An 18,760-nucleotide genomic window follows, 5' to 3' on the forward strand; every position below is an offset into this window, starting at 1 on the left:
TTATGTCGGTTCAAAAGTAGCTGCGCGGTGAATGGAGGTGACGCGGAGCGTCACGAACGGCATTCCCACGCTGGAGCGTGAGGAACGATGCCCAACTATCGCGCCCATGCTCCGCGTGGGCATGCCGTTCTGGACGCTCTTGAGTTGACTATCGTGCCCATGCTCCGCGTTGGTACGCAGTTGGTGACGCTCCGCGTCACAAATCTTCAGTCTGGCGAGACAGTTGGCGTAACCGAAGCTCAGGCCTGAACCTCGTACGGCCTGAATCAGGCGTCAAGGCTCCAGTATGTGACGCAGAGCGTCACGAAATGCATTCCCACGCTGGAGCGTGAGGAACGATAATGCGCAACTATCGTGCCCATGCTCCGCGTGGGCATGCCGTTCTGGACGCTCTTGAGTTGACTATCGTGCCAATGCTCCGCGTTGGTACGCAGTTGGTGACGCTCTGCGTCACAAATCTTAAGTCTGGCGAGACAGTTCGCGTAACCGAAGCTCAGGCCTGAACCTCGTACGGCCTGAATCAGGCGTCAAGGCTCCAGTATGTGACGCAGAGCGTCACGAAATGCATTCCTGCGGGGAGCGTAGGAACGATCATGTTACCCGTGCTCTGCGTACGCCCTTGAAGTGCTTAGGCGCTTTTCATCAACCCGGCACACGCTGCCTTGTAAGCTTCGTGTTGGTACTTGTTCAGCGTGCCTGGCAGGGCGAAGTTGTGTTTCTTGTTCTGCGCATTGACGGTCTGTGGTGAGATCAGGAGTACTTCGCAATCTGACATCAGCTGGAAGATGGTTTCGATCTTGAAGGTGGTCGGGCCGCCAGCGAACTCGCCTTTTTTGCTGCGCTTCTTGATGACCACATGGCTGATGCCGTTTTCACGCACGAAACCGGCGAGTTGCGTGGCGAAGGCTTTGACGTTGACGGCCTCGTCATCGTCCTCCAGCGCCAGTTTCTTCGTGGCGAGCGGCAGGTGCTCAATGTCGCCGTTACGTCGAGTGGCGAGGGCAAAAATGGCCTCACTGCCTTTGATTTCTACACCGCAAATAATCATGAGAAAACCTGATGAGCTCGTTCATATAAAGAAGCAGGTTATCCCATCGTAGACGTTATTCCTGTGCAATCGACTCCAGGTACTCCGAGCGTTCGTCACTCATGCGCGCAATGCAGTCGTTTTCGCTGATGGTGAAGGCCTTGCTGCCTGCTGCAGAAGGGAAGACTTCAACCGCGCAGTCGGCGTCACGCAGCTTCTCCCACGCCTGCTGGGCAGTTTTGAGTTTGCTCGTAAAATCGTTGAATTGCGTCTTGTTGGCGACGAACTGGGATTGAACACGCTTGAGCAGGTTGTCGAAATTTTCCTTGAGCAATTGTTCAGCGGTGGTCCGGCTGTAAACCGAGCACTCCAGCGTCTGCTTGTCGTCTTCGACACCGTCGCACGGCGTGGCATCCGGGTTCTGAGCAGCCTGCACGCCTGTCACAGCCGTTGCCATCAGGGCCAGGGTCAGCAAAAACGTTTTCATCGAGTCGCTCCGATCCATTGATACGCCTGATTCTGTCTCAAGCGCGAGACAATGAACAGGTTTACGACACCGCCCGGCGAAGTGCTGTCGCCCTTTGTCGCATCTTGACGCTTTCGGCAAACCCCCTGTCGTTTTTGCACCCGGCTCGCCCAACCCTCCGGCATATGCTGACCCTATTAGCGCCGACAGCCGATTCGGTGCGCCGCAAGCAAAAAAGGGGACAGCCTGATGAGCCCAGCCGAACTGCACGCCGACAGCATCGTTATTGACGGGCTGATCATCGCCAAGTGGAACCGCGAGCTGTTTGAAGACATGCGCAAGGGTGGCCTGACCATGGCCAATTGCACCGTGTCGGTATGGGAAGGCTTCCAGGCCACCATCAACAGCATCTGCACCAGCCAGAAACTGATGCGCGAAAACAGCGACCTGGTCATGCCGGTGCATACTACCGCCGACATCCGCAAGGCTAAGGAGCTGGGCAAGACCGGCATCCTGTTCGGCTTCCAGAATGCGCACGCCTACGAAGACCAGATCGGCTATGTCGAGATCTTCAAGAAGCTCGGCGTCGGCATCGTGCAGCTGTGCTACAACACCCAGAATCTGGTCGGCACCGGCTGCTACGAGCGCGACGGCGGGCTTTCGGGTTTCGGGCGTGAAATTGTCACCGAAATGAACCGTGTCGGCGTCATGTGCGACCTGTCCCACGTCGGCTCGAAAACCTCCGAAGAAGTCATTCTCGAATCGAAGAAACCGGTCTGCTACTCCCATTGCCTGCCGTCCGGCCTCAAGGAACATCCGCGCAACAAGTCCGACGCCGAACTGAAGTTCATTGCCGACCACGGCGGCTTTGTCGGCGTGACCATGTTCGCGCCCTTCCTGGCCAAGGGCATTGAGTCGACCATCGACGATTACGCCGAAGCCATCGAGTACGTGATGAACATCGTGGGCGAGGACGCCATCGGTATCGGCACCGATTTCACTCAGGGCCACGGTCAGGACTTTTTCGAATACCTGACCCACGACAAAGGCTACGCCCGCCGCCTGACCAGCTTCGGCAAGATCATCAACCCGCTGGGTATCCGCACCGTGGGCGAGTTTCCCAATCTGACGGAAACCCTGCTCAAGCGCGGCCACCCCGAGCGCGTGGTGCGCAAGATCATGGGCGAGAACTGGGTCAACGTGCTGACCGACGTCTGGGGCGAGTAACCCGCCAGCCATACCTAATCGAATTGAGCCCCCATGGCCTTAACGGCGGTGGGTGTAACCCGAATCATCTGGAGTTTGACCCCATGGCTAAAATCGCCCCGCAACTGCCCATCGAAGTCGACAGCGAAACCGGCGTCTGGACCTCCGATGCATTGCCGATGCTCTACGTGCCACGGCACTTTTTCGTCAACAATCACATGGGCATCGAAGAAGTACTGGGCGCCGATGCCTACGCCGACATTCTCTACAAGGCGGGTTACAAATCCGCCTGGCACTGGTGTGAAAAAGAAGCCGAGTGCCATGGTCTGGAAGGCGTCGCGGTGTTCGAACACTACATGAAGCGCCTGTCGCAACGCGGCTGGGGGCTGTTCAGGATTCAGGACATCGACATCGAGAAAGGCACCGCCAGCGTGAAGCTTGAGCACTCCTGCTTTGTGTACGTCTACGGCAAGGTCGGGCGCAAGGTCGATTACATGTTCACCGGCTGGTTCGCCGGGGCGATGGACCAGATTCTCGCGGCCAGCGGCAGCTCGATTCGTACCGTCGCCGAGCAGGTTTACGGGGGTTCCGAAGAAGGCCACGACGACGGTCTGTTTGTCGTCAAGCCGCTGTAAATCGAGGATCGGGTTATGGCTTTCGAAGCGATGTTCCAGCCGATCCAGATCGGCAAACTGACGATCCGCAATCGCGTGCTGAGTACCGCGCACGCCGAGGTTTATGCCACTGACGGCGGCATGACCACGGACCGTTACGTGAAGTATTACGAAGAGAAGGCCAAGGGCGGTATCGGTCTGGCCATCTGCGGCGGCTCTTCAAGCGTGGCCATCGACAGCCCGCAAGGCTGGTGGAAATCGGTCAATCTGGCGACTGACAGGATCATCCCGCACTTTCAGAACCTCGCCGATGCCATGCACAAGCACGGCGCCAAGATCATGATCCAGATTACCCACATGGGCCGTCGTTCACGCTGGGATGGCGATCACTGGCCGACCCTGCTGTCGCCGTCGGGCATTCGTGAGCCGGTGCACCGCGCAACCTGCAAAACCATCGAGCCGGAAGAGATCTGGCGGGTGATCGGCAACTACGCCAGTGCAGCCGCTCGCGCCAAGGCCGGTGGTCTGGATGGCGTCGAGCTGTCGGCCGTGCATCAGCACATGATCGACCAGTTCTGGAGCCCGCGCGTCAACAAGCGCACCGATGAGTGGGGCGGTAGCTTCGAGAATCGCATGCGCTTCGGCCTCGAAGTCATCAAAGCGGTGCGCAAGGAAGTCGGCCCTGATTTCTGCGTCGGTTTGCGCATCTGCGGCGACGAGTTTCACCCTGATGGCCTGAGCCACGAGGACATGAAGCAGATCGCCAAATATTACGACGACACCGGCATGATCGATTTCCTCGGCGTGGTGGGTTCGGGGTGCGACACCCACAACACCCTGGCCAACGTCATCCCGAACATGAGTTATCCACCGGAGCCGTTCCTGCACCTGGCGGCCGGCATCAAGGCAGTGGTCAAGGCGCCGGTGCTGCACGCGCAGAACATCAAGGACCCGAATCAGGCGACGCGGATTCTGGAAGGCGGCTACGTCGACATGGTCGGTATGACCCGCGCGCACATCGCTGATCCGCACCTGATCGCCAAGATCAAGATGGGGCAGATCGATCAGATCAAACAGTGCGTCGGCGCCAACTACTGCATCGATCGTCAATATCAGGGGCTGGATGTGCTGTGCATCCAGAACGCCGCCACGTCCCGCGAATACATGGGCGTGCCGCACATCATCGAAAAATCTGCCGGGCCGAAGCGCAAGGTGGTCGTGGTCGGTGCCGGGCCGGCGGGCATGGAAGCGGCGCGGGTCTCTGCCGAGCGCGGTCACGATGTGACGCTGTTCGAAAAGAAGGCGTTTATCGGCGGCCAGATCACGACTGCATCGAAGGCACCACAGCGCGACCAGATTGCGGGCATCACGCGCTGGTTCCAGCTGGAACTGGCGCGCCTGAAGGTCGACCTGCGGCTCGGGACTGCGGCCGATGCGGCGACCATTCTGGACCTGCGCCCGGACATCGTGGTGCTGGCCGTGGGCGGTCATCCGTTTCTGGAGCAGAACGAACACTGGGGCGCGGCAGAAGGGCTGGTGGTCAGCAGCTGGGACGTGCTGGACGGCAAGGTCGCGCCGGGCAAGAACGTGCTGGTCTACGACACCATCTGCGAGTTCACCGGCATGTCGGTGGCTGACTTTCTGGCCGACAAGGGTTGCCAGGTCGAAATCGTTACCGATGACATCAAACCGGGTGTCGCGATTGGCGGCACCTCATTCCCGACCTACTACCGCAGCATGTACCCCAAGGAAGTGATCATGACCGGCGACATGATGCTGGAAAAGGTCTATCGCGAGGGCGACAAGCTGGTGGCGGTGCTGGAAAACGAATACACCGGCGCCAAGGAAGAGCGCGTTGTCGATCAGGTGGTAGTGGAAAACGGTGTGCGTCCGGACGAAGCGATCTACTACGCGCTCAAGGAAGGCTCGCGCAACAAGGGCCAGATCGACATCGACGCGCTGTTCGCCATTCAGCCGCAGCCTTCATTGAGCCAGCCGGGTGACGGTTACCTGCTGTTTCGTATCGGCGACTGCGTGGCGCAACGCAACACCCATGCAGCGATCTACGACGGCTTGCGGCTGTGTAAGGATTTCTGACGGCAGTTACAAGCTTTTAGCTTGAAGCGGCAAGTAAAAGCCTTCGCTCAGAGCTTTTTCTTGCAGCTTGTCGCTTGAAGCTTGCAGCTCGCGTCTTGAGGGCAACGTGATGCTAGACACTCTTCTTCCCATCCTGCTGTTCAGCGCTCTGGCCCTTGCGGCACTGGGTGCTTTGCGGCGGATGAACCTGTGGCGCGCTGGTCGGCCTTCCAAAGTCGATTTGCTCGGCGGGCTGTTGGCCATGCCCAAGCGCTACATGATCGATCTGCACCACGTAGTCGCGCGGGACAAATACATCGCCAACACCCACGTGGCCACAGCGGGCGGTGCGGTGGCCTCGATTATGCTGGCGATTCTGGTGCACGGTTTCGGCCTGCATAATCGCCTGCTTGGCTATGCGCTGCTGTTAATGACGGCGGTGATGTTTGTCGGGGCAGTGTTTGTCTATTGGCGTCGCCTCAATCCGCCTGCGCGCCTGTCGAAAGGCCCATGGATGCGGCTGCCGAAAAGCCTGATGGCGTTTTCCGCGAGCTTTTTTCTGGTCACGTTGCCAGTGGCGGGGATTCTTCCCGAGCACTTCGGCGGCTGGGTGCTGGTCGTCATTCTTGGGTTGGGCGTGTTGTGGGGCGTGAGCGAGCTGTTTTTCGGCATGACCTGGGGCGGGCCGATGAAGCACGCTTTCGCCGGTGCCCTGCACCTTGCCTGGCACCGGCGTGCCGAGCGTTTTGGCGGCGGGCGTTCCACCGGCCTGAAACCGCTTGATCTGAACGATCGATCCGCGCCGCTGGGCGTCGAGAAACCTGAAGACTTCACCTGGAATCAACTGCTGGGTTTCGACGCCTGCGTACAGTGCGGCAAATGTGAGGCGGCGTGCCCGGCCTTTGCGGCAGGCCAGCCACTGAACCCCAAAAAGCTGATTCAGGACATGGTCGTCGGTCTGGCGGGCGGTACCGATGCGAAGTTCGCCGGCAGTCCTTATCCCTCGCTGGATGGCCAAGGCAAGCCACTTGGCGAACACGGCGGCAATCCGCATCAGCCCATCGTCAACGGGCTGGTGGATGCCGAAACGCTGTGGTCCTGCACCACGTGCCGCGCCTGCGTCGAAGAGTGCCCGATGATGATCGAGCACGTCGATGCCATCGTCGACATGCGCCGTTACCTGACCCTCGAAAAGGGCGCTACGCCGAACAAGGGCGCTGAAGTGCTGGACAACCTGATCGCCACCGACAACCCCGGCGGGTTTGCGCCGGGCGGGCGAATGAACTGGGCGGCAGATCTGAACCTGGCACTGCTCAGCGAGAAAAAAACGGTGGATGTGCTGTTCTGGGTCGGCGATGGCGCGTTCGACATGCGCAATCAACGGACCCTGCGCGCTTTCGTCAAAGTCCTCAAAGCGGCCAGGGTCGATTTCGCCGTGCTGGGGCTGGAGGAGCGAGACAGTGGCGATGTGGCGCGGCGGCTGGGTGATGAAGCGACCTTCCAGACGCTCGCCCGACGCAACATTCAGACCCTGTCCCATTACAGTTTCAAACGCATCGTGACCTGCGACCCGCACAGCTTTCATGTGCTGAAAAACGAATACGGTGCGTTTGGTGGCGACTATCAGGTGCAGCACCACAGCACCTTCATGGCGGAACTGGTCAAGCGCGGCGCCCTGAACCTGGGGCAGCACAAAGGTGCCAGCGTGACCTATCACGACCCGTGTTACCTGGGCCGTTACAACGGCGAATACGAGGCGCCGCGTGAAGTGCTGCGTGCGCTGGGGATCGAGATCAGGGAAATGCAGCGCTCGGGCTTCCGTTCCCGCTGCTGCGGTGGCGGTGGTGGCGCGCCCATCACAGACATTCCCGGCAGACAGCGGATTCCCGATATGCGCATGGACGACATTCGTGAAACGGCGGCCGAGGTCGTGGCGGTGGGTTGTCCACAATGCACGGCGATGCTCGAAGGTGTGGTCGAGCCCCGGCCGCTGATCAAGGACATTGCCGAACTGGTGGCCGACGCGCTGGTGGAAGAAGTTATCCCCAGCCCATCCGTTGCTGCCAAACGTGAACCTGCGGAGGTGCACTGATGAGCGACATTATCCGCCGCGATCCTCGTGCCGAGTGGATCGCCCGTAACCGGTTACATCCGCTGCATGCGGCCATGCAACCTGCGCAGAGCAGCTGGATGGGACCGAACGGTCTGATGCGCAAGAACGTGCATGGCCTCGGTTTTATCGGCCCCAATGGCATCAAGCGGATTGACCGCAGTGGCGCGCAGCAGGGCGGTACGACCAGGCGCTTGACGGCATCCGCAGTCCAGCTGCCACTGCATGTAATTGCCGCGCCAGCGTTTTACATCAATGTCGTGCCCGACATGGTTGGCGGGCGCCTGAGCAGTCATGACCGTGATCTGTTGGGCCTGGCGCGGCAATTGGCGGGTACCGAAGGGGCAGTGCTTGCCGTCGTTTTCGGCGAGCATAAAGAGACCGCCTTCGACACGGCGGGCGTGGACCGTTTGTTGCTGCTCGACGGTACTGAATTCAGCGGTTACTCACCCGAACAGCGCGTCCAGGGACTTCGTGCTGTGGATAACCAGTTCAGCCCCCGTCACTGGCTGCTACCGGACAGCCGTACGGGGGGTGGCGAGCTGGGACGGCGCTTTGCGGCCAGCCTCGGCGAGCGACCTGCAACGCGGGTCTGGCAGGTCAAGGATGAACAGTGCATAAGCCGCGCCGGGGCAGGGCGTGAGGATCTGGCTCGCCCATTGGCGCGTTTGATTCTGGCCGCTGCCGAGTGTGCCGAACCCGAGAGTGAAACCCGTCATGAGGTATTGCCGGTCGAGTTATCCACAGCTGTGGCGCGCAGCCTGTCGCGCATCGAGGACCTTGGCGCGGTGGCTGTCGATCCTGCAGTTATCCCCATGGCTGAAGCAGAATTCATCTTGTCGGGTGGCAACGGCGTCAAGGACTGGGACCTCTTCCACCGTGCCGCCTCGGCCCTCGGTGCAACCGAAGGCGCTTCGCGGGTAGCGGTGGACGATGGCTTCATGGGTCGTGAGCGTCAGGTGGGTGCCAGTGGTACATGGGTCACCGCAAGGGTTTACATGGCTGTCGGTATCTCCGGGGCCATCCAGCACCTGCAAGGTATCGGTGCTTGCGACAAGGTCATTGCAATCAATCTGGATGCGGGCTGCGACATGATCAAGCGCGCAGACTTGTCCGTGATCGGCGAAAGCTCGGACATTCTCAGGGCGCTGATTGCAGCGGTTGAAGCCCGCTCTGATGGAGAGAGACGTGATGCAGCCTGACTCCGCTGTGGATAAGTATGGGGTGCAGATCATCAGCCTGGTGTCCATCGGCGCGCATCCGACTTCAGGACGTGCGCGCCGCGCCGAACAGGATGCCCGAGCTGTCGAGCTCGGCCTGCAACTGGCTGGGGATAACTTGCAGGTGCTGCACGCTGGCGACGCTGGCGAGCCTGCGCTGCGCGCCTATCTGGGAATGGGTTTGAGCGAGTTGCACATTCTGGAACAGCCGCCAGGTGCCGATGTACTGGCGGCCTTGGGCGAGCATATTCGCGATTCGTCGGCACAGATTGTACTGACCGGTAGCCAGGCTGAAACCGGTGAGGGCTCGGGCATGTTGCCGTTCCTGCTGGCCGAGACGCTTGGCTGGCCATTGGTGACCGGTCTGGCTGAAGTCGAGTCCCTGGAAAACGGTACGGCGCTGGTGTTACAGGCGTTGCCTCGTGGCCAGCGGCGGCGTCTCAAGGTCCGTCTGCCGTTTCTGGCCACTGTGGATAACGCGGCGCCAACAGCCCGACAAAGTGCATTCGGCCCTGCGCAGCGCGGGGCACTGACTATCGATGAAGTTGAAGTGGTGGTCGATGATGTGCTGACAGCTTCTTCCCTGCAACCCGCCAAACCTCGGCCCAAGCGCCTGAAAGTCATCAAGGCCAAGAGCGGCGCAGACCGTATGAAAGCCGCCACCGCCAAGGCCAGTGGCGGTGGCGGGCAGGTGCTCAAAGGGTTGAGCCCGGATGAGGCTGCGGCAGCGATACTGAAAGTGCTGGTCGAGGAAGGCGTTGTCAGGTGAGGTATTCCAGCCTGACGCAGCATTCATGAACGTGGTGTCATTGTTCGGCAGCTAGTTACACACAATCCCTGTGCGTGTGCCTGTGGATAATATGTTTGCGGATGGCTGAAGCGCACGTGAGACGGGGCTTGCAGAGGGATGTTCGAAAATTGATCAGCATAACCTTCGGTTTTCATTGAGGATTTTCAGTGAATAACGCGCTTGCTCACGGCTTTCGGTGACTGATTTGCTCACAATCTCTGTTGGCGTATCTGTGGATAAGTTGTTCGTGATCAGCTGCAAGCCTTTTAAACAGGGGGTCTCAAGGTTTTGTACAAAAAACGATCAATTGCGAGAGGCCGAGCACGAAGGGGGTCTGTATTTCGTCCCTCAAGCGTATTTTAAAAGTTTTCCACAGCAAGGTGCGCGATCGGGCAAAGTTGTACCCAAAGTCTGTTGGCGCTTCTGTGGATAAGATGTTCGCGATCTGCTGTAAGCGTTATGGTGTAAGGGTTTCCGGCTTCTGGTTAAAAAACATACAGGCTCTACGCTCGGGCAAGCATATGAAAGGACTGCCTTTTTTCAACAGGGGCCTGATAGGGCAGCGCCTATCGCTTGCCAGATGACTGGCAGGATCGCAAGCCAGCCTGTTCCAGAGAGGATTGAGCTGGCTCGACGCTGAAGGGTATGCCCGGAGAGGAACCCTCTTACTCGTGATTCACCGCCACACCTTTCAGATAGGGAGCAGGCTCTGCACCCAGGTTCTCCAGCATCCGCGAGCTGTACCAGTCGATGAAGTTGACCACGCCGAACTCATAGGTCTTCGAGTAAGGGCCTGGCTGGTAAGCGGAGGAGTTGATGCCGCGCTGGTTCTCTTCGGCCAGACGGCGGTCCTGGTCGTTGGTAGCGTCCCAGACCTGACGCATACGTTGCACGTCATAGTCCACGCCTTCCACTGCGTCCTTGTGGACGATCCACTTGGTGCTGACCATGGTCTCCTGGGCGCTGATCGGCCACACGGTGAACACAATGATGTGATCGCCCATGCAGTGGTTCCAGGAGTGTGGCAGGTGCAGGATGCGCATGGAGCCCAGTTCAGGGTTCTGGATGCGGCCCATCAGTTTCTTGCAGCCGACCTTGCCATCCATGGTCATCGAGACTGTGCCTTTGAGCAGCGGCATGCGTACGATGCGGTTACGCAGGCCGAAGCTGGCATGGGCGTAAGGAATTTTCTCGGCATCCCAGGCCGCGGCGGATGCGGCCACATGATCCTTGAAGGCCTGATCGGCGCGCGGGTCGGTAACGTCGTCCCATTCCAGCAGGGTTTTGAGCAGCTCCGGGTGCGAGCCGCTGCAGTGGTAGCACTCGCGGTTGTTCTCCAGCACCAGCTTCCAGTTGGCTTTTTCCATCAAGGTGGTCTGCACCGCCACCTTGGTGTTTTCCATGTCGTAGGGCTCCATGTAGTGGCGGAGCGTCGACAGGAATTCGTCAATGGCCGGAGGGTTCTCCGCCAGACTGATGAAGATGTAACCGCCCGCGGTCTTGACGTGTACCGGCTTGAGGCCGAACTGCTTCATGTCGAAGTCGTCGCCCATTTCGGTGCCTGCGTACAGCAGGCGCCCGTCCAGTTCGTAGGTCCACTGGTGATAATGGCAAACCAGCTTGGCGACCTTGCCTTTCTCGGCGGTGCACAGCCGTGAGCCGCGGTGGCGACACACGTTATGAAACGCGTTGACCGCCCCGTCCGGGCCACGCACGACCAGGATCGGGTTCTTGCCGATCTGCAGCGTCAGGTAGTTGCCCTTGGTCGGGATTTCGCAGGTCATCCCGGCAATCAGCCATTCTTTATGAAAGATTTCCTGCATGTCGATTTCAAACAGCCGTTCATCACTGTAGAAGGGCTGCGGCAGCGAGTAAGTGCGCTCGCGGCTCTGCAGCATTTCTGCAGTGGCCTTGCGTGCAGGTTCCAGCGGATCGCCCAGGCTCAAGGTTGCGGTGACGTCCATCGTTAAAATCCCTCATGACCGCATCATGGGCGGCCTGCGAATGTGGCTGATACGGTTGTTGTCGCGTTGCACGCAAGACGATAGATCAGTCGTTCATGCTCGATTCCTTTGATGCCGAGTGTGGAGCCGGGCGCATGGCGAACCTTGTCTATGGGCGACATGGCCGCATCCGTTCCCGACGCGGAAGGCCTTGTTCCCGGGGGCTGGTCGCGGTAAGTACGTGAATGTCGTTGATAGGTAAATGGTCGCCTCGCGCGTTACGCAGAATCCGCAGCATGAGAGGCCGACAGTCGGCCGTGGAGATCGAGTATGTCCCAAAGTTTCCTGAGCCCGGTCACGACCCAGACATGGGCCAACGGGCGTCACCTGGTACGTGTCGTCAAAGTCATCCAGGAAACCTGGGACGTGCGCACGTTCTGCTTCATGGCCGACCAGCCGATCATGTTCTTCTTCAAGCCAGGCCAGTTCGTGACCCTGGAGCTGGAGATCGACGGCCTGCCGATCATGCGCTCTTACACCATCTCCAGCTCGCCATCGGTGCCGTACAGTTTTTCGATCACCGTCAAGCGTGTGCCGGGTGGCAAGGTTTCCAATTACCTGCATGACACGCTGATTGAAGGGCAGGAGCTGGCGGTGCACGGGCCGGTCGGGCTGTTCAACGCCATTGATTTCCCGAACCCGAAAATTCTCTACCTCAGCGGCGGTGTCGGTATCACGCCGGTGATGTCCATGGCGCGCTGGTTCTACGACACCAACGCCAACGTCGACATGGTCTTCGTGCACAGTGCGCGTTCACCGAAAGACATCATCTATCACCGCGAGCTGGAGCACATGGCGTCGCGGATCGACAACTTCAGCCTGCATCTGGTCTGCGAAAAACATGGGCTGGGCGAGCCGTGGGCCGGTTATCGTGGCTACCTGAACCAGAAAATGCTTGAGCTGATGGCGCCGGACTTCATGGACCGCGAGGTGTTCTGCTGCGGGCCGACGCCTTACATGACTGCGGTCAAGCGTCTGTTGCAGGAAAACGGCTTCAACATGGCGCAATACCATGAAGAGTCATTTGGTGCGACACCGCCCGAGGCCAGGGCTGATGCCGTCGAACAGGCCGAAATCGCTGCCGACGCGCCCGACGTCGATATCGCCGACCTGCATCAGGTGGAATTCACCGACACCGGCAAGAGCATCCGTGTGGGACCGGGCGAAACCGTGCATGCCGCTGCCGCCAAACTCGGTTTGATGATTCCCAAAGCCTGCGGCATGGGCATTTGCGGAACGTGCAAGGTCATGAAGCTGAGTGGCGAAGTGGAAATGGAACACAACGGCGGCATCACCGACGAAGACGTGGCTGAGGGCTATATTCTGTCCTGCTGCAGCGTGCCGAGGGGGGATGTGCGGATTGAGTATTGAGCACGCCTGAACCCTGTGACGCAGAGCGTCACGAACGGCATGACGACGCGGAGCGTCGCACGATGGTTGGGATATCGTTCCTCACGCTCCAGCGTGGGAATGCCGTGGGTGACGCTCCGCGTCACAAATCTGCGCCGCGCAGCAGGTTCAAGGCAGGACGCAGAGCGTCCGGAACGGCATACCCACGCGAAGCATGGGTAAGATAGGCGTTCTTCACCTATCGGTCATGATCCACTGTGACTCTGCTTATAAGCCGCCAGCGCGGGCAGCAGTTGCTGGTCGATAGCCTGGCGGACGGCGGGGAGGAGGGTGGCGCTGCCGGTGAGGAGCTTTTCCACCATGCGGCGCAAGGCTGTGGCACGCTCTGCGTTAAGGGCGCAGACCGCGTGTGCGCAGGCCTGTTCGGCTGTTGCGCCGCCGGGTGTTTCGAATCCCAAGGCTCTGAGCTGGCTGAGCAGGTCTTCCTGGTCAATCAAGTCCGCGTGCATCATGGCGTCTATTCCTGTGATCGGGCTTTTTCCGATTCTGGTAGGACAGCCGACTGCGGGCAAGCCCTGCATGTCGCGCATGGCTGGATTGGCTACAAGTACGTCGTTTTCAGTTCATGACGCGCTCATTCGGTCCCGGATTTGTCTATCGTCCAGTCGAGCATCACTTTTGCCATCTCCATCAGGTGCATGATCGAGAGCGTCATGTCCCGTTGGTTGCCAGTCATGCTGTCGCTGAATTCTGCGGCGCTGGTCATGGCGCAGCGCAGCAGGTCGCTGGCGTGCATGAGTGCGTCTTCATGGCTGATGTTCGGGTTGGCGGTGAAGAGGGGCGGGTCGGGGACGATTTTTAGCATGTGAGACTCCTAATCAATAACTGGAAGGTCGTCACTTCGGCTACTAATCGAAGGTGGCGGCCGCGCGCAGGTAGTAGCCCGGTGATTAGGAACCGGTGCATCCGAAGACGCCCTACGCACGGCCACCATAAAGATGCAGGCCGTATAAAAGCGCCTTGCACAAGGTGGCGCATTGCGCCTAATCACATCGAGGGCTACTAATCCTCATCGCTGAATATGCAGCGACCGGCGCAGAGTAGAGATCGAAATCGGCAGGCACAATAGGCCGGGAGTTTCTCGGAAACTTCCTTCAAACGAAAGAGACAAGTCCTGCAAATTCGTTACAAATTCTTGTTCATTGCTCAGGTTTGCTAAACTGCGCAGCTTGCCAGGAGCTGCCATGAATTACCGCCACGCCTACCATGCCGGCAACCACGCCGATGTGTTCAAACACCTCACGTTGACTCGCTTGATTGCCCTTATGGCACGCAAGGAGCAGCCGTTTGCCTATCTCGACACCCACGCCGGTCTCGGGCTGTATGACCTCAAGGGCGACCAGGCCACTCGCACGGGCGAATGGCTAGAGGGCATCGGGCGTTTGTGGAATACCGCAGACCTGCCTGCGCTGGCTGCCGATTACCTGCAAGTGCTGCACGACATGAACCCCGATGGCGAGCTGCGCTATTACCCCGGTTCGCCTGAACTGGCCCGCCGCCTGACCCGCGAGCGCGAACGTGTGCTGCTCAACGAGAAGCACCCGGAAGACGGGCGTCTGCTCAAGGAAAACATGAAGGGCGACCGCCGCGTGGCGGTCCATTTGGGTGAAGGCTGGCATGTGCCACGCGCCTTGCTGCCAGTCGCTGAAAAGCGCGCCGTCATGCTCATTGATCCGCCCTTCGAGCAGCTCGACGAAATGAAACGTTGCGCCGTGGCGCTGAAGGAAACCATCGGGCGCATGCGTCAGACAGTGGCCGCGATCTGGTACCCGATCAAGGACCCGCGTCTGTTGCGGCGTTTCTATCAGGATCTGGCAGAAACCGGCGCACCCAAGCTGCTACGCGTCGAACTGTACGTTCATCCGCTGGACACCCCGGCGAGCCTCAACGGCTCAGGCCTGGCCATCGCCAACCCGCCATGGGGCCTGGAAGAAGAACTGCGTGAGCTGATGCCGTATCTGGCTGAAAAACTTGGCCAGACCCAGGGCGGCTGGAAGATGGACTGGTTGATTGCCGAGTAAGCGTGTTCACAGCCAGGCCGGGTTGCGCTGCCTAGCGGACGCAGAGCGTCCAGAACTGCATTCCGACGCGGAGCTCAGCGTTATACATAAGCCCGCTTTTGATTCTGACCGTAGGTGGTAGGAGCGAACTTGTTCGCGAAAGGGCCAGTATATTCGACGAAAATGCGTCACCTGAACTACTATCTTCGCGAACAAGTTCGCTCCTACGCCCTGCGGGCAGAAGCCTGAAAAACGCTGTTTTCGGGCCGCCAGGCTCGAATCAGGCCGGCATGCACACACCCGTGCCGCCCAGACCGCAGTAGCCCTGAGGATTCTTGGCCAGGTATTGCTGGTGGTAGGCTTCGGCAAAGTAAACCGTCGGTGCCTGCTCGATTTCAGTAGTGATGCTGCCCTTACCGGCCTTGCTCAGTTCAGCCTGGAACGTTTCGGCACTGGCTTTGGCGGCGTCGAGCTGTTCGGGAGTCGTGCAGTAGATTACCGAACGGTATTGAGTGCCGATGTCGTTGCCCTGACGCATGCCTTGAGTCGGGTTGTGCACTTCCCAGAACACCTTGAGCAGCGCTTCGTAGCTGATTTTTGCCGGCTCGTAGACCACCAGCACCACTTCGGTGTGGCCGGTCAGCCCGGAGCAGACTTCCTCGTAGGTCGGGTTCGGGGTAAATCCGCCTGCGTAGCCGGCGACAGTGCTCACCACACCTTCCTGTTGCCACAGGCGACGTTCTGCGCCCCAGAAGCAACCCATGCCGAAGATGGCGAATTCGACGTTATTCGAGAACGGCCCCAGCAGCGGGTTACCGTTGACGAAGTGAGTTTCCGGCAGCGCCATAGGTGTTTCACGACCCGGCAGTGCTTGTTCGGCGGTAGGCAGTACGTTTTTGTTCACTAGAATTTCCGAGCGCAGAGTCATGAACCGTATCCTCTCAATTAGAGACAGGCAGCAGGCCAGGACGGATGAATAGCATTACATAGGTCCCGTTACACGTAGAAACAAGTGCTGCCGTGTAAAAACAGACCAACAGTGTGCCCAAGTAAGCGGGGTACAGGGAAGGTGGTCAGGCGGATGGCAGACGGGGGTAACGTTGCAGTTTTTCGATCAACTCTTCGCCAGGAATCGGCTTGTCGAACAGATAACCCTGGCCGACATCGCACCGATGACGGCGCAGAAACGCCAGCTGGGCGGCGGTCTCGATGCCTTCGGCAACCACTTTGAGCTTGAGGTTGTGGGCCATGGCGATCACCGCAGACGTGATTTCCATGTCGTCTTCATCATCCGGAATATCGCGAATGAAGCTGCGATCGATCTTGATCACATCGATGGGGAATTTCTTCAGGTAACTGAACGACGAGTAGCCGGTGCCGAAGTCATCCATGGCCAGCGACAGGCCAAGTTTTTTCAGCGAGTCGAGTTGCTGGCGGGTGTCTTCGGTTGCTTCCAGCAGCAAGCCTTCGGTCAGCTCCAGCTCCAGCAGCGAGGGATCAAGCGCTTCCTCTTTGAGGATCGAGGCAATCGACGACACCAGTTCCGGGTCGGAAAACTGTTTGGGCGACACGTTGATCGCCACCTGCAGATGGCCGAAGCCCGCGGCGGTCAGGTCCTTGCTCATGCGGCAGGATTGCCGGGCGACCCATTTGCCGATAGGAATGATCAGCCCGGTTTCTTCCGCCACGCTGATGAACTGATCCGGTCGGATCATGCCTTTTTCGGGATGATTCCAGCGCAGCAGCGCTTCCATGCCCAGCAGACGACCGGTCAGCAGGCACAGTTTTGGCTGATAGAACACTTCCAGCTCGTTCTGGGTCAGGGCGCGACGCAGGTTGTTTTCGACGAACAGCTTGTAGCTGGCCTCGGCATTCAGCGCTTCGGTGAACACTTGCACCTGATGCTTGCCGTTGGCTTTGGCCTTGTGCAGCGCCAGACCGGCGTTTTTCATCAGGGTCTGCGGGTCGCGGCCGTGCAGCGGAGCGCAGGCCAGCCCCACCGAGCCGGTGACGCTGATCAACTGGTTGTCGACGAACATCGGCTTGTCCAGCGTGGCCAGCACCTGGCTGGCAGTCGTCTGTCCGGCTTCCTGGCCGGTGTTGTCCAGCAGGACGGCAAATTCGTTACTGGCGAAGCGCGCCAGCACGTCGGTGGGGCTCAGCGTGTTGCGCAGGCGCCGCGCCAGGCTGATCAGCAGCTTGTCACCGGTCTGGTGGCCAAGGCTGTCGTTGATGCGCTTGAAGTTGTCGATGTCGACCAGCAACAGGCTCATCGGCGTGTCGGTGTCGCGGGCAAAGCGTTCGTCCAGATTGCGGATGAACGCCGGGCGGTTGCCCAGATTGGTCAGGTTATCGGTGTAGGCCAGGCGCTCGATGCGCTGCTGGGCCAGCTTGCTCTGAGTGATGTCCTCGTAAATACCGATGTAGTGCGTCAGTTCACGTGTATCGCTGTAGACCTTGGAAATCGACAGCTGGCCCCAGTACGGTTCGAGGTTCTTGCGGCGGCTTTTGAATTCGCCCTGCCAGCTGTTGCTGTTGGTCAGGCTGGAATTGGCTTCCAGCAGCAGCTGATTGAGGTTTTCCAGCGCCGGCAATTCCGAGAGTTTGCGCCCGGAAACCTCATCGGAGCTGTATTGAGTGATCGCCGTAAAGCTGGGGTTGACGTATTCCACCACGCCGTCGCAGTTGACCAGCAGAAACGCGTTGGCGCTCTGCTCGACCGCGCGCTGGAACAGATGCAGCGCGTTGGTTGCGGCGCGACGGTTATGGTTGTTGATCACCTGAGCGAACTGATCGGCCAGCTCGCCGGCGAAGGCTATTTCGTCGGACTGCCATTCGCGTGTCGAAGCGGACTGCTCCAGGCAAAGCACGCCCACCACCTGCCCGTCGATGCGAATGCTGGCGTCCAGCACTGCGCGGTTTTCCATGGGGGTCAGGCTTTCGGCCATTTCCCGGGTACGCGGGTCAGTCTGGATATTGCTCGCATCAATGGCTCTGCTGGTATGCAGGGCCTGGAGATACGAGGGATAAGGGCTGATGTCGATCGGCGTGCGAGCCCGATAATCACCACTTTCCCGGTCATAGTCAGTGATCGGCTCGAGGCGCTTGTCGTTCAGATTCCAGATGCTGACATGGTCGACGTCGTAGATATCGCAGGCGCTTCGGGTGATCAGCTCTGCCGCCTCCAGCAGGGTGTTGGCGGTGGTATAGCGGTGGCGGGTCAGGCGCAGGATCAGGTCCTGCTGAGCGCGCACACGCTCAAGGTGGGCGAACTGGTCTCGCTGGGCTCGCTGATTGAGCTCCAGAGCGATCTGCAAGCGGGAGTTGCGGGTTTCCAGATCGGAGTCGACAGGTTGTTCGCTCTCCGCGACCAGCTCGTCGACGATCATGAAGTAGCCGCGCAGCAAATGACGATTGTGCTGCTTGTAGGCCTCGCCTATTTCCAGCAGCCCAAGCGGACCTTTGGGTGTATGCAGGGTATAGCGGATCAAGTAATTCGGAGATGAGGACAGTTGCAGTTGAACGTCGTCATGCAGCTGATAGCGTACTTCCGGTTCCATGAGACTGGCATAAGGGGATCCAATCAAGGCACAAAGGTCGACGGCAGGCAGGCCAAGCTGCTTTTCGCAATTTGGATCGAGAAACAATAGCGCCCAATTGGCTTCATTCAGCCTCTCGAAACGCAGCATTCCCAAGCGCGATGGCACTGGCAATTGCGTCACTACCTCGGCTGCGGTTCTACCGGCAGCATCGGTTTGGCTTTTCATGAACAAACTCGCTTCCGGAATACTAGTCGCGACGGGCGTGAAACCTCTTTTCGCGTACGGCAAGGTTGCAT

At 59.3% G+C, this 18,760-nt stretch carries 15 protein-coding genes; 8 read left to right on the forward strand and 7 right to left on the reverse strand.

The features are described from left to right. Positions 1–628 precede the first annotated feature (628 nt). On the reverse strand, positions 629–1,048 hold the full coding sequence (locus I9H07_RS01080; RefSeq protein WP_024672092.1) for a DUF3010 family protein: 420 nt from the start codon (positions 1,046–1,048) through the stop codon (positions 629–631). A gap of 55 nt (positions 1,049–1,103) precedes the next feature. Next, positions 1,104–1,514 carry a lysozyme inhibitor LprI family protein gene (locus tag I9H07_RS01085; RefSeq protein WP_236424117.1) on the reverse strand — a complete coding sequence of 137 codons (411 nt, stop codon included), beginning with the start codon at positions 1,512–1,514 and terminating at the stop codon, positions 1,104–1,106. 228 nt (positions 1,515–1,742) lie between these two features. Between I9H07_RS01085 and I9H07_RS01090 the strand changes: the two genes are divergently transcribed. The 6 genes from I9H07_RS01090 to I9H07_RS01115 all read left to right on the forward strand — a co-directional run bounded on the left by I9H07_RS01090 (position 1,743) and on the right by I9H07_RS01115 (position 9,488). Continuing rightward, positions 1,743–2,720 (forward strand): dipeptidase, encoded by a 978-nt coding sequence (locus I9H07_RS01090; RefSeq protein ID WP_024672094.1) that lies wholly within the window; start codon positions 1,743–1,745, stop codon positions 2,718–2,720. 83 nt (positions 2,721–2,803) lie between these two features. Next, complete coding sequence (locus tag I9H07_RS01095) at positions 2,804–3,334, forward strand: DUF5943 domain-containing protein (protein ID WP_024672095.1); 531 nt, start codon at positions 2,804–2,806, stop codon at positions 3,332–3,334. Positions 3,335–3,349: 15 nt separating this feature from the next. Further along, positions 3,350–5,410 (forward strand): dimethylglycine demethylation protein DgcA, encoded by a 2,061-nt coding sequence (gene dgcA / locus I9H07_RS01100; RefSeq protein ID WP_024672096.1) that lies wholly within the window; start codon positions 3,350–3,352, stop codon positions 5,408–5,410. A 109-nt stretch (positions 5,411–5,519) separates the two neighbouring features. Beyond that, positions 5,520–7,481, forward strand: coding sequence for a dimethylglycine demethylation protein DgcB (dgcB, locus tag I9H07_RS01105; RefSeq protein ID WP_236424115.1), 1,962 nt, complete (start codon positions 5,520–5,522; stop codon positions 7,479–7,481). Continuing rightward, entirely contained in the window at positions 7,481–8,701 is a 1,221-nt protein-coding gene (locus tag I9H07_RS01110; protein WP_236424113.1) for an electron transfer flavoprotein subunit alpha/FixB family protein, read from the forward strand. The genes dgcB and I9H07_RS01110 overlap by 1 nt, the downstream gene beginning before the upstream one ends. Continuing rightward, positions 8,691–9,488 (forward strand): electron transfer flavoprotein subunit beta, encoded by a 798-nt coding sequence (locus tag I9H07_RS01115; RefSeq protein ID WP_236424128.1) that lies wholly within the window; start codon positions 8,691–8,693, stop codon positions 9,486–9,488. Before I9H07_RS01110 ends, I9H07_RS01115 begins: the two co-directional genes overlap by 11 nt. Before the next feature lie 686 nt (positions 9,489–10,174). Here the strand turns inward: I9H07_RS01115 and gbcA are convergent. After that, positions 10,175–11,473, reverse strand: a complete 1,299-nt coding sequence (gene gbcA / locus I9H07_RS01120) for a glycine-betaine demethylase subunit GbcA (protein ID WP_024672100.1) — start codon at positions 11,471–11,473, stop codon at positions 10,175–10,177. A gap of 309 nt (positions 11,474–11,782) precedes the next feature. Between gbcA and gbcB the strand changes: the two genes are divergently transcribed. Further along, on the forward strand, positions 11,783–12,883 hold the full coding sequence (gbcB, locus tag I9H07_RS01125; RefSeq protein ID WP_024672101.1) for a glycine-betaine demethylase subunit GbcB: 1,101 nt from the start codon (positions 11,783–11,785) through the stop codon (positions 12,881–12,883). A 224-nt stretch (positions 12,884–13,107) separates the two neighbouring features. Here the strand turns inward: gbcB and I9H07_RS01130 are convergent, their stop codons facing one another. Continuing rightward, a complete protein-coding gene (locus tag I9H07_RS01130) occupies positions 13,108–13,374 on the reverse strand; it encodes a hypothetical protein (protein ID WP_024673772.1) in 267 nt (88 codons plus the stop codon). Positions 13,375–13,496: 122 nt separating this feature from the next. Then, a complete protein-coding gene (locus I9H07_RS01135) occupies positions 13,497–13,727 on the reverse strand; it encodes a DUF6124 family protein (RefSeq protein ID WP_024673771.1) in 231 nt (76 codons plus the stop codon). A 379-nt stretch (positions 13,728–14,106) separates the two neighbouring features. Between I9H07_RS01135 and I9H07_RS01140 the strand changes: the two genes are divergently transcribed. Next, positions 14,107–14,943 (forward strand): 23S rRNA (adenine(2030)-N(6))-methyltransferase RlmJ, encoded by an 837-nt coding sequence (locus I9H07_RS01140; RefSeq protein WP_024673770.1) that lies wholly within the window; start codon positions 14,107–14,109, stop codon positions 14,941–14,943. A gap of 259 nt (positions 14,944–15,202) precedes the next feature. Here I9H07_RS01140 and msrA read toward each other — a convergent pair whose 3' ends face one another. Together msrA and I9H07_RS01150 are read right to left on the reverse strand one after the other, a co-directional pair. Continuing rightward, on the reverse strand, positions 15,203–15,850 hold the full coding sequence (gene msrA, locus I9H07_RS01145) for a peptide-methionine (S)-S-oxide reductase MsrA (protein WP_024675812.1): 648 nt from the start codon (positions 15,848–15,850) through the stop codon (positions 15,203–15,205). A 145-nt stretch (positions 15,851–15,995) separates the two neighbouring features. After that, positions 15,996–18,689, reverse strand: coding sequence for a sensor domain-containing phosphodiesterase (locus tag I9H07_RS01150; protein WP_058392980.1), 2,694 nt, complete (start codon positions 18,687–18,689; stop codon positions 15,996–15,998). Between the last annotated feature and the right edge of the window lie 71 nt (positions 18,690–18,760).

Origin of the sequence: Pseudomonas syringae (assembly GCF_023278085.1) — a bacterium.
Lineage (GTDB): Bacteria > Pseudomonadota > Gammaproteobacteria > Pseudomonadales > Pseudomonadaceae > Aquipseudomonas > Aquipseudomonas syringae_Q.

Bases quoted from the DNA above. Each gene is read 5' to 3' on its own strand.
- I9H07_RS01095 (WP_024672095.1), top strand. From the start codon at position 2,804: ATGGCTAAAATCGCCCCGCAACTGCCCATCGAAGTCGACAGCGAAACC.
- I9H07_RS01115 (WP_236424128.1), top strand. From the start codon at position 8,691: ATGCAGCCTGACTCCGCTGTGGATAAGTATGGGGTGCAGATCATCAGC.
- I9H07_RS01150 (WP_058392980.1), bottom strand. From the start codon at position 18,689: ATGAAAAGCCAAACCGATGCTGCCGGTAGAACCGCAGCCGAGGTAGTG.
- gbcA (WP_024672100.1), bottom strand. From the start codon at position 11,473: ATGGACGTCACCGCAACCTTGAGCCTGGGCGATCCGCTGGAACCTGCA.
- I9H07_RS01110 (WP_236424113.1), top strand. From the start codon at position 7,481: ATGAGCGACATTATCCGCCGCGATCCTCGTGCCGAGTGGATCGCCCGT.
- gbcB (WP_024672101.1), top strand. From the start codon at position 11,783: ATGTCCCAAAGTTTCCTGAGCCCGGTCACGACCCAGACATGGGCCAAC.
- I9H07_RS01085 (WP_236424117.1), bottom strand. From the start codon at position 1,514: ATGAAAACGTTTTTGCTGACCCTGGCCCTGATGGCAACGGCTGTGACA.
- I9H07_RS01080 (WP_024672092.1), bottom strand. From the start codon at position 1,048: ATGATTATTTGCGGTGTAGAAATCAAAGGCAGTGAGGCCATTTTTGCC.
- I9H07_RS01140 (WP_024673770.1), top strand. From the start codon at position 14,107: ATGAATTACCGCCACGCCTACCATGCCGGCAACCACGCCGATGTGTTC.
- I9H07_RS01130 (WP_024673772.1), bottom strand. From the start codon at position 13,374: ATGATGCACGCGGACTTGATTGACCAGGAAGACCTGCTCAGCCAGCTC.
- dgcB (WP_236424115.1), top strand. From the start codon at position 5,520: ATGCTAGACACTCTTCTTCCCATCCTGCTGTTCAGCGCTCTGGCCCTT.
- msrA (WP_024675812.1), bottom strand. From the start codon at position 15,850: ATGACTCTGCGCTCGGAAATTCTAGTGAACAAAAACGTACTGCCTACC.
- dgcA (WP_024672096.1), top strand. From the start codon at position 3,350: ATGGCTTTCGAAGCGATGTTCCAGCCGATCCAGATCGGCAAACTGACG.
- I9H07_RS01090 (WP_024672094.1), top strand. From the start codon at position 1,743: ATGAGCCCAGCCGAACTGCACGCCGACAGCATCGTTATTGACGGGCTG.
- I9H07_RS01135 (WP_024673771.1), bottom strand. From the start codon at position 13,727: ATGCTAAAAATCGTCCCCGACCCGCCCCTCTTCACCGCCAACCCGAAC.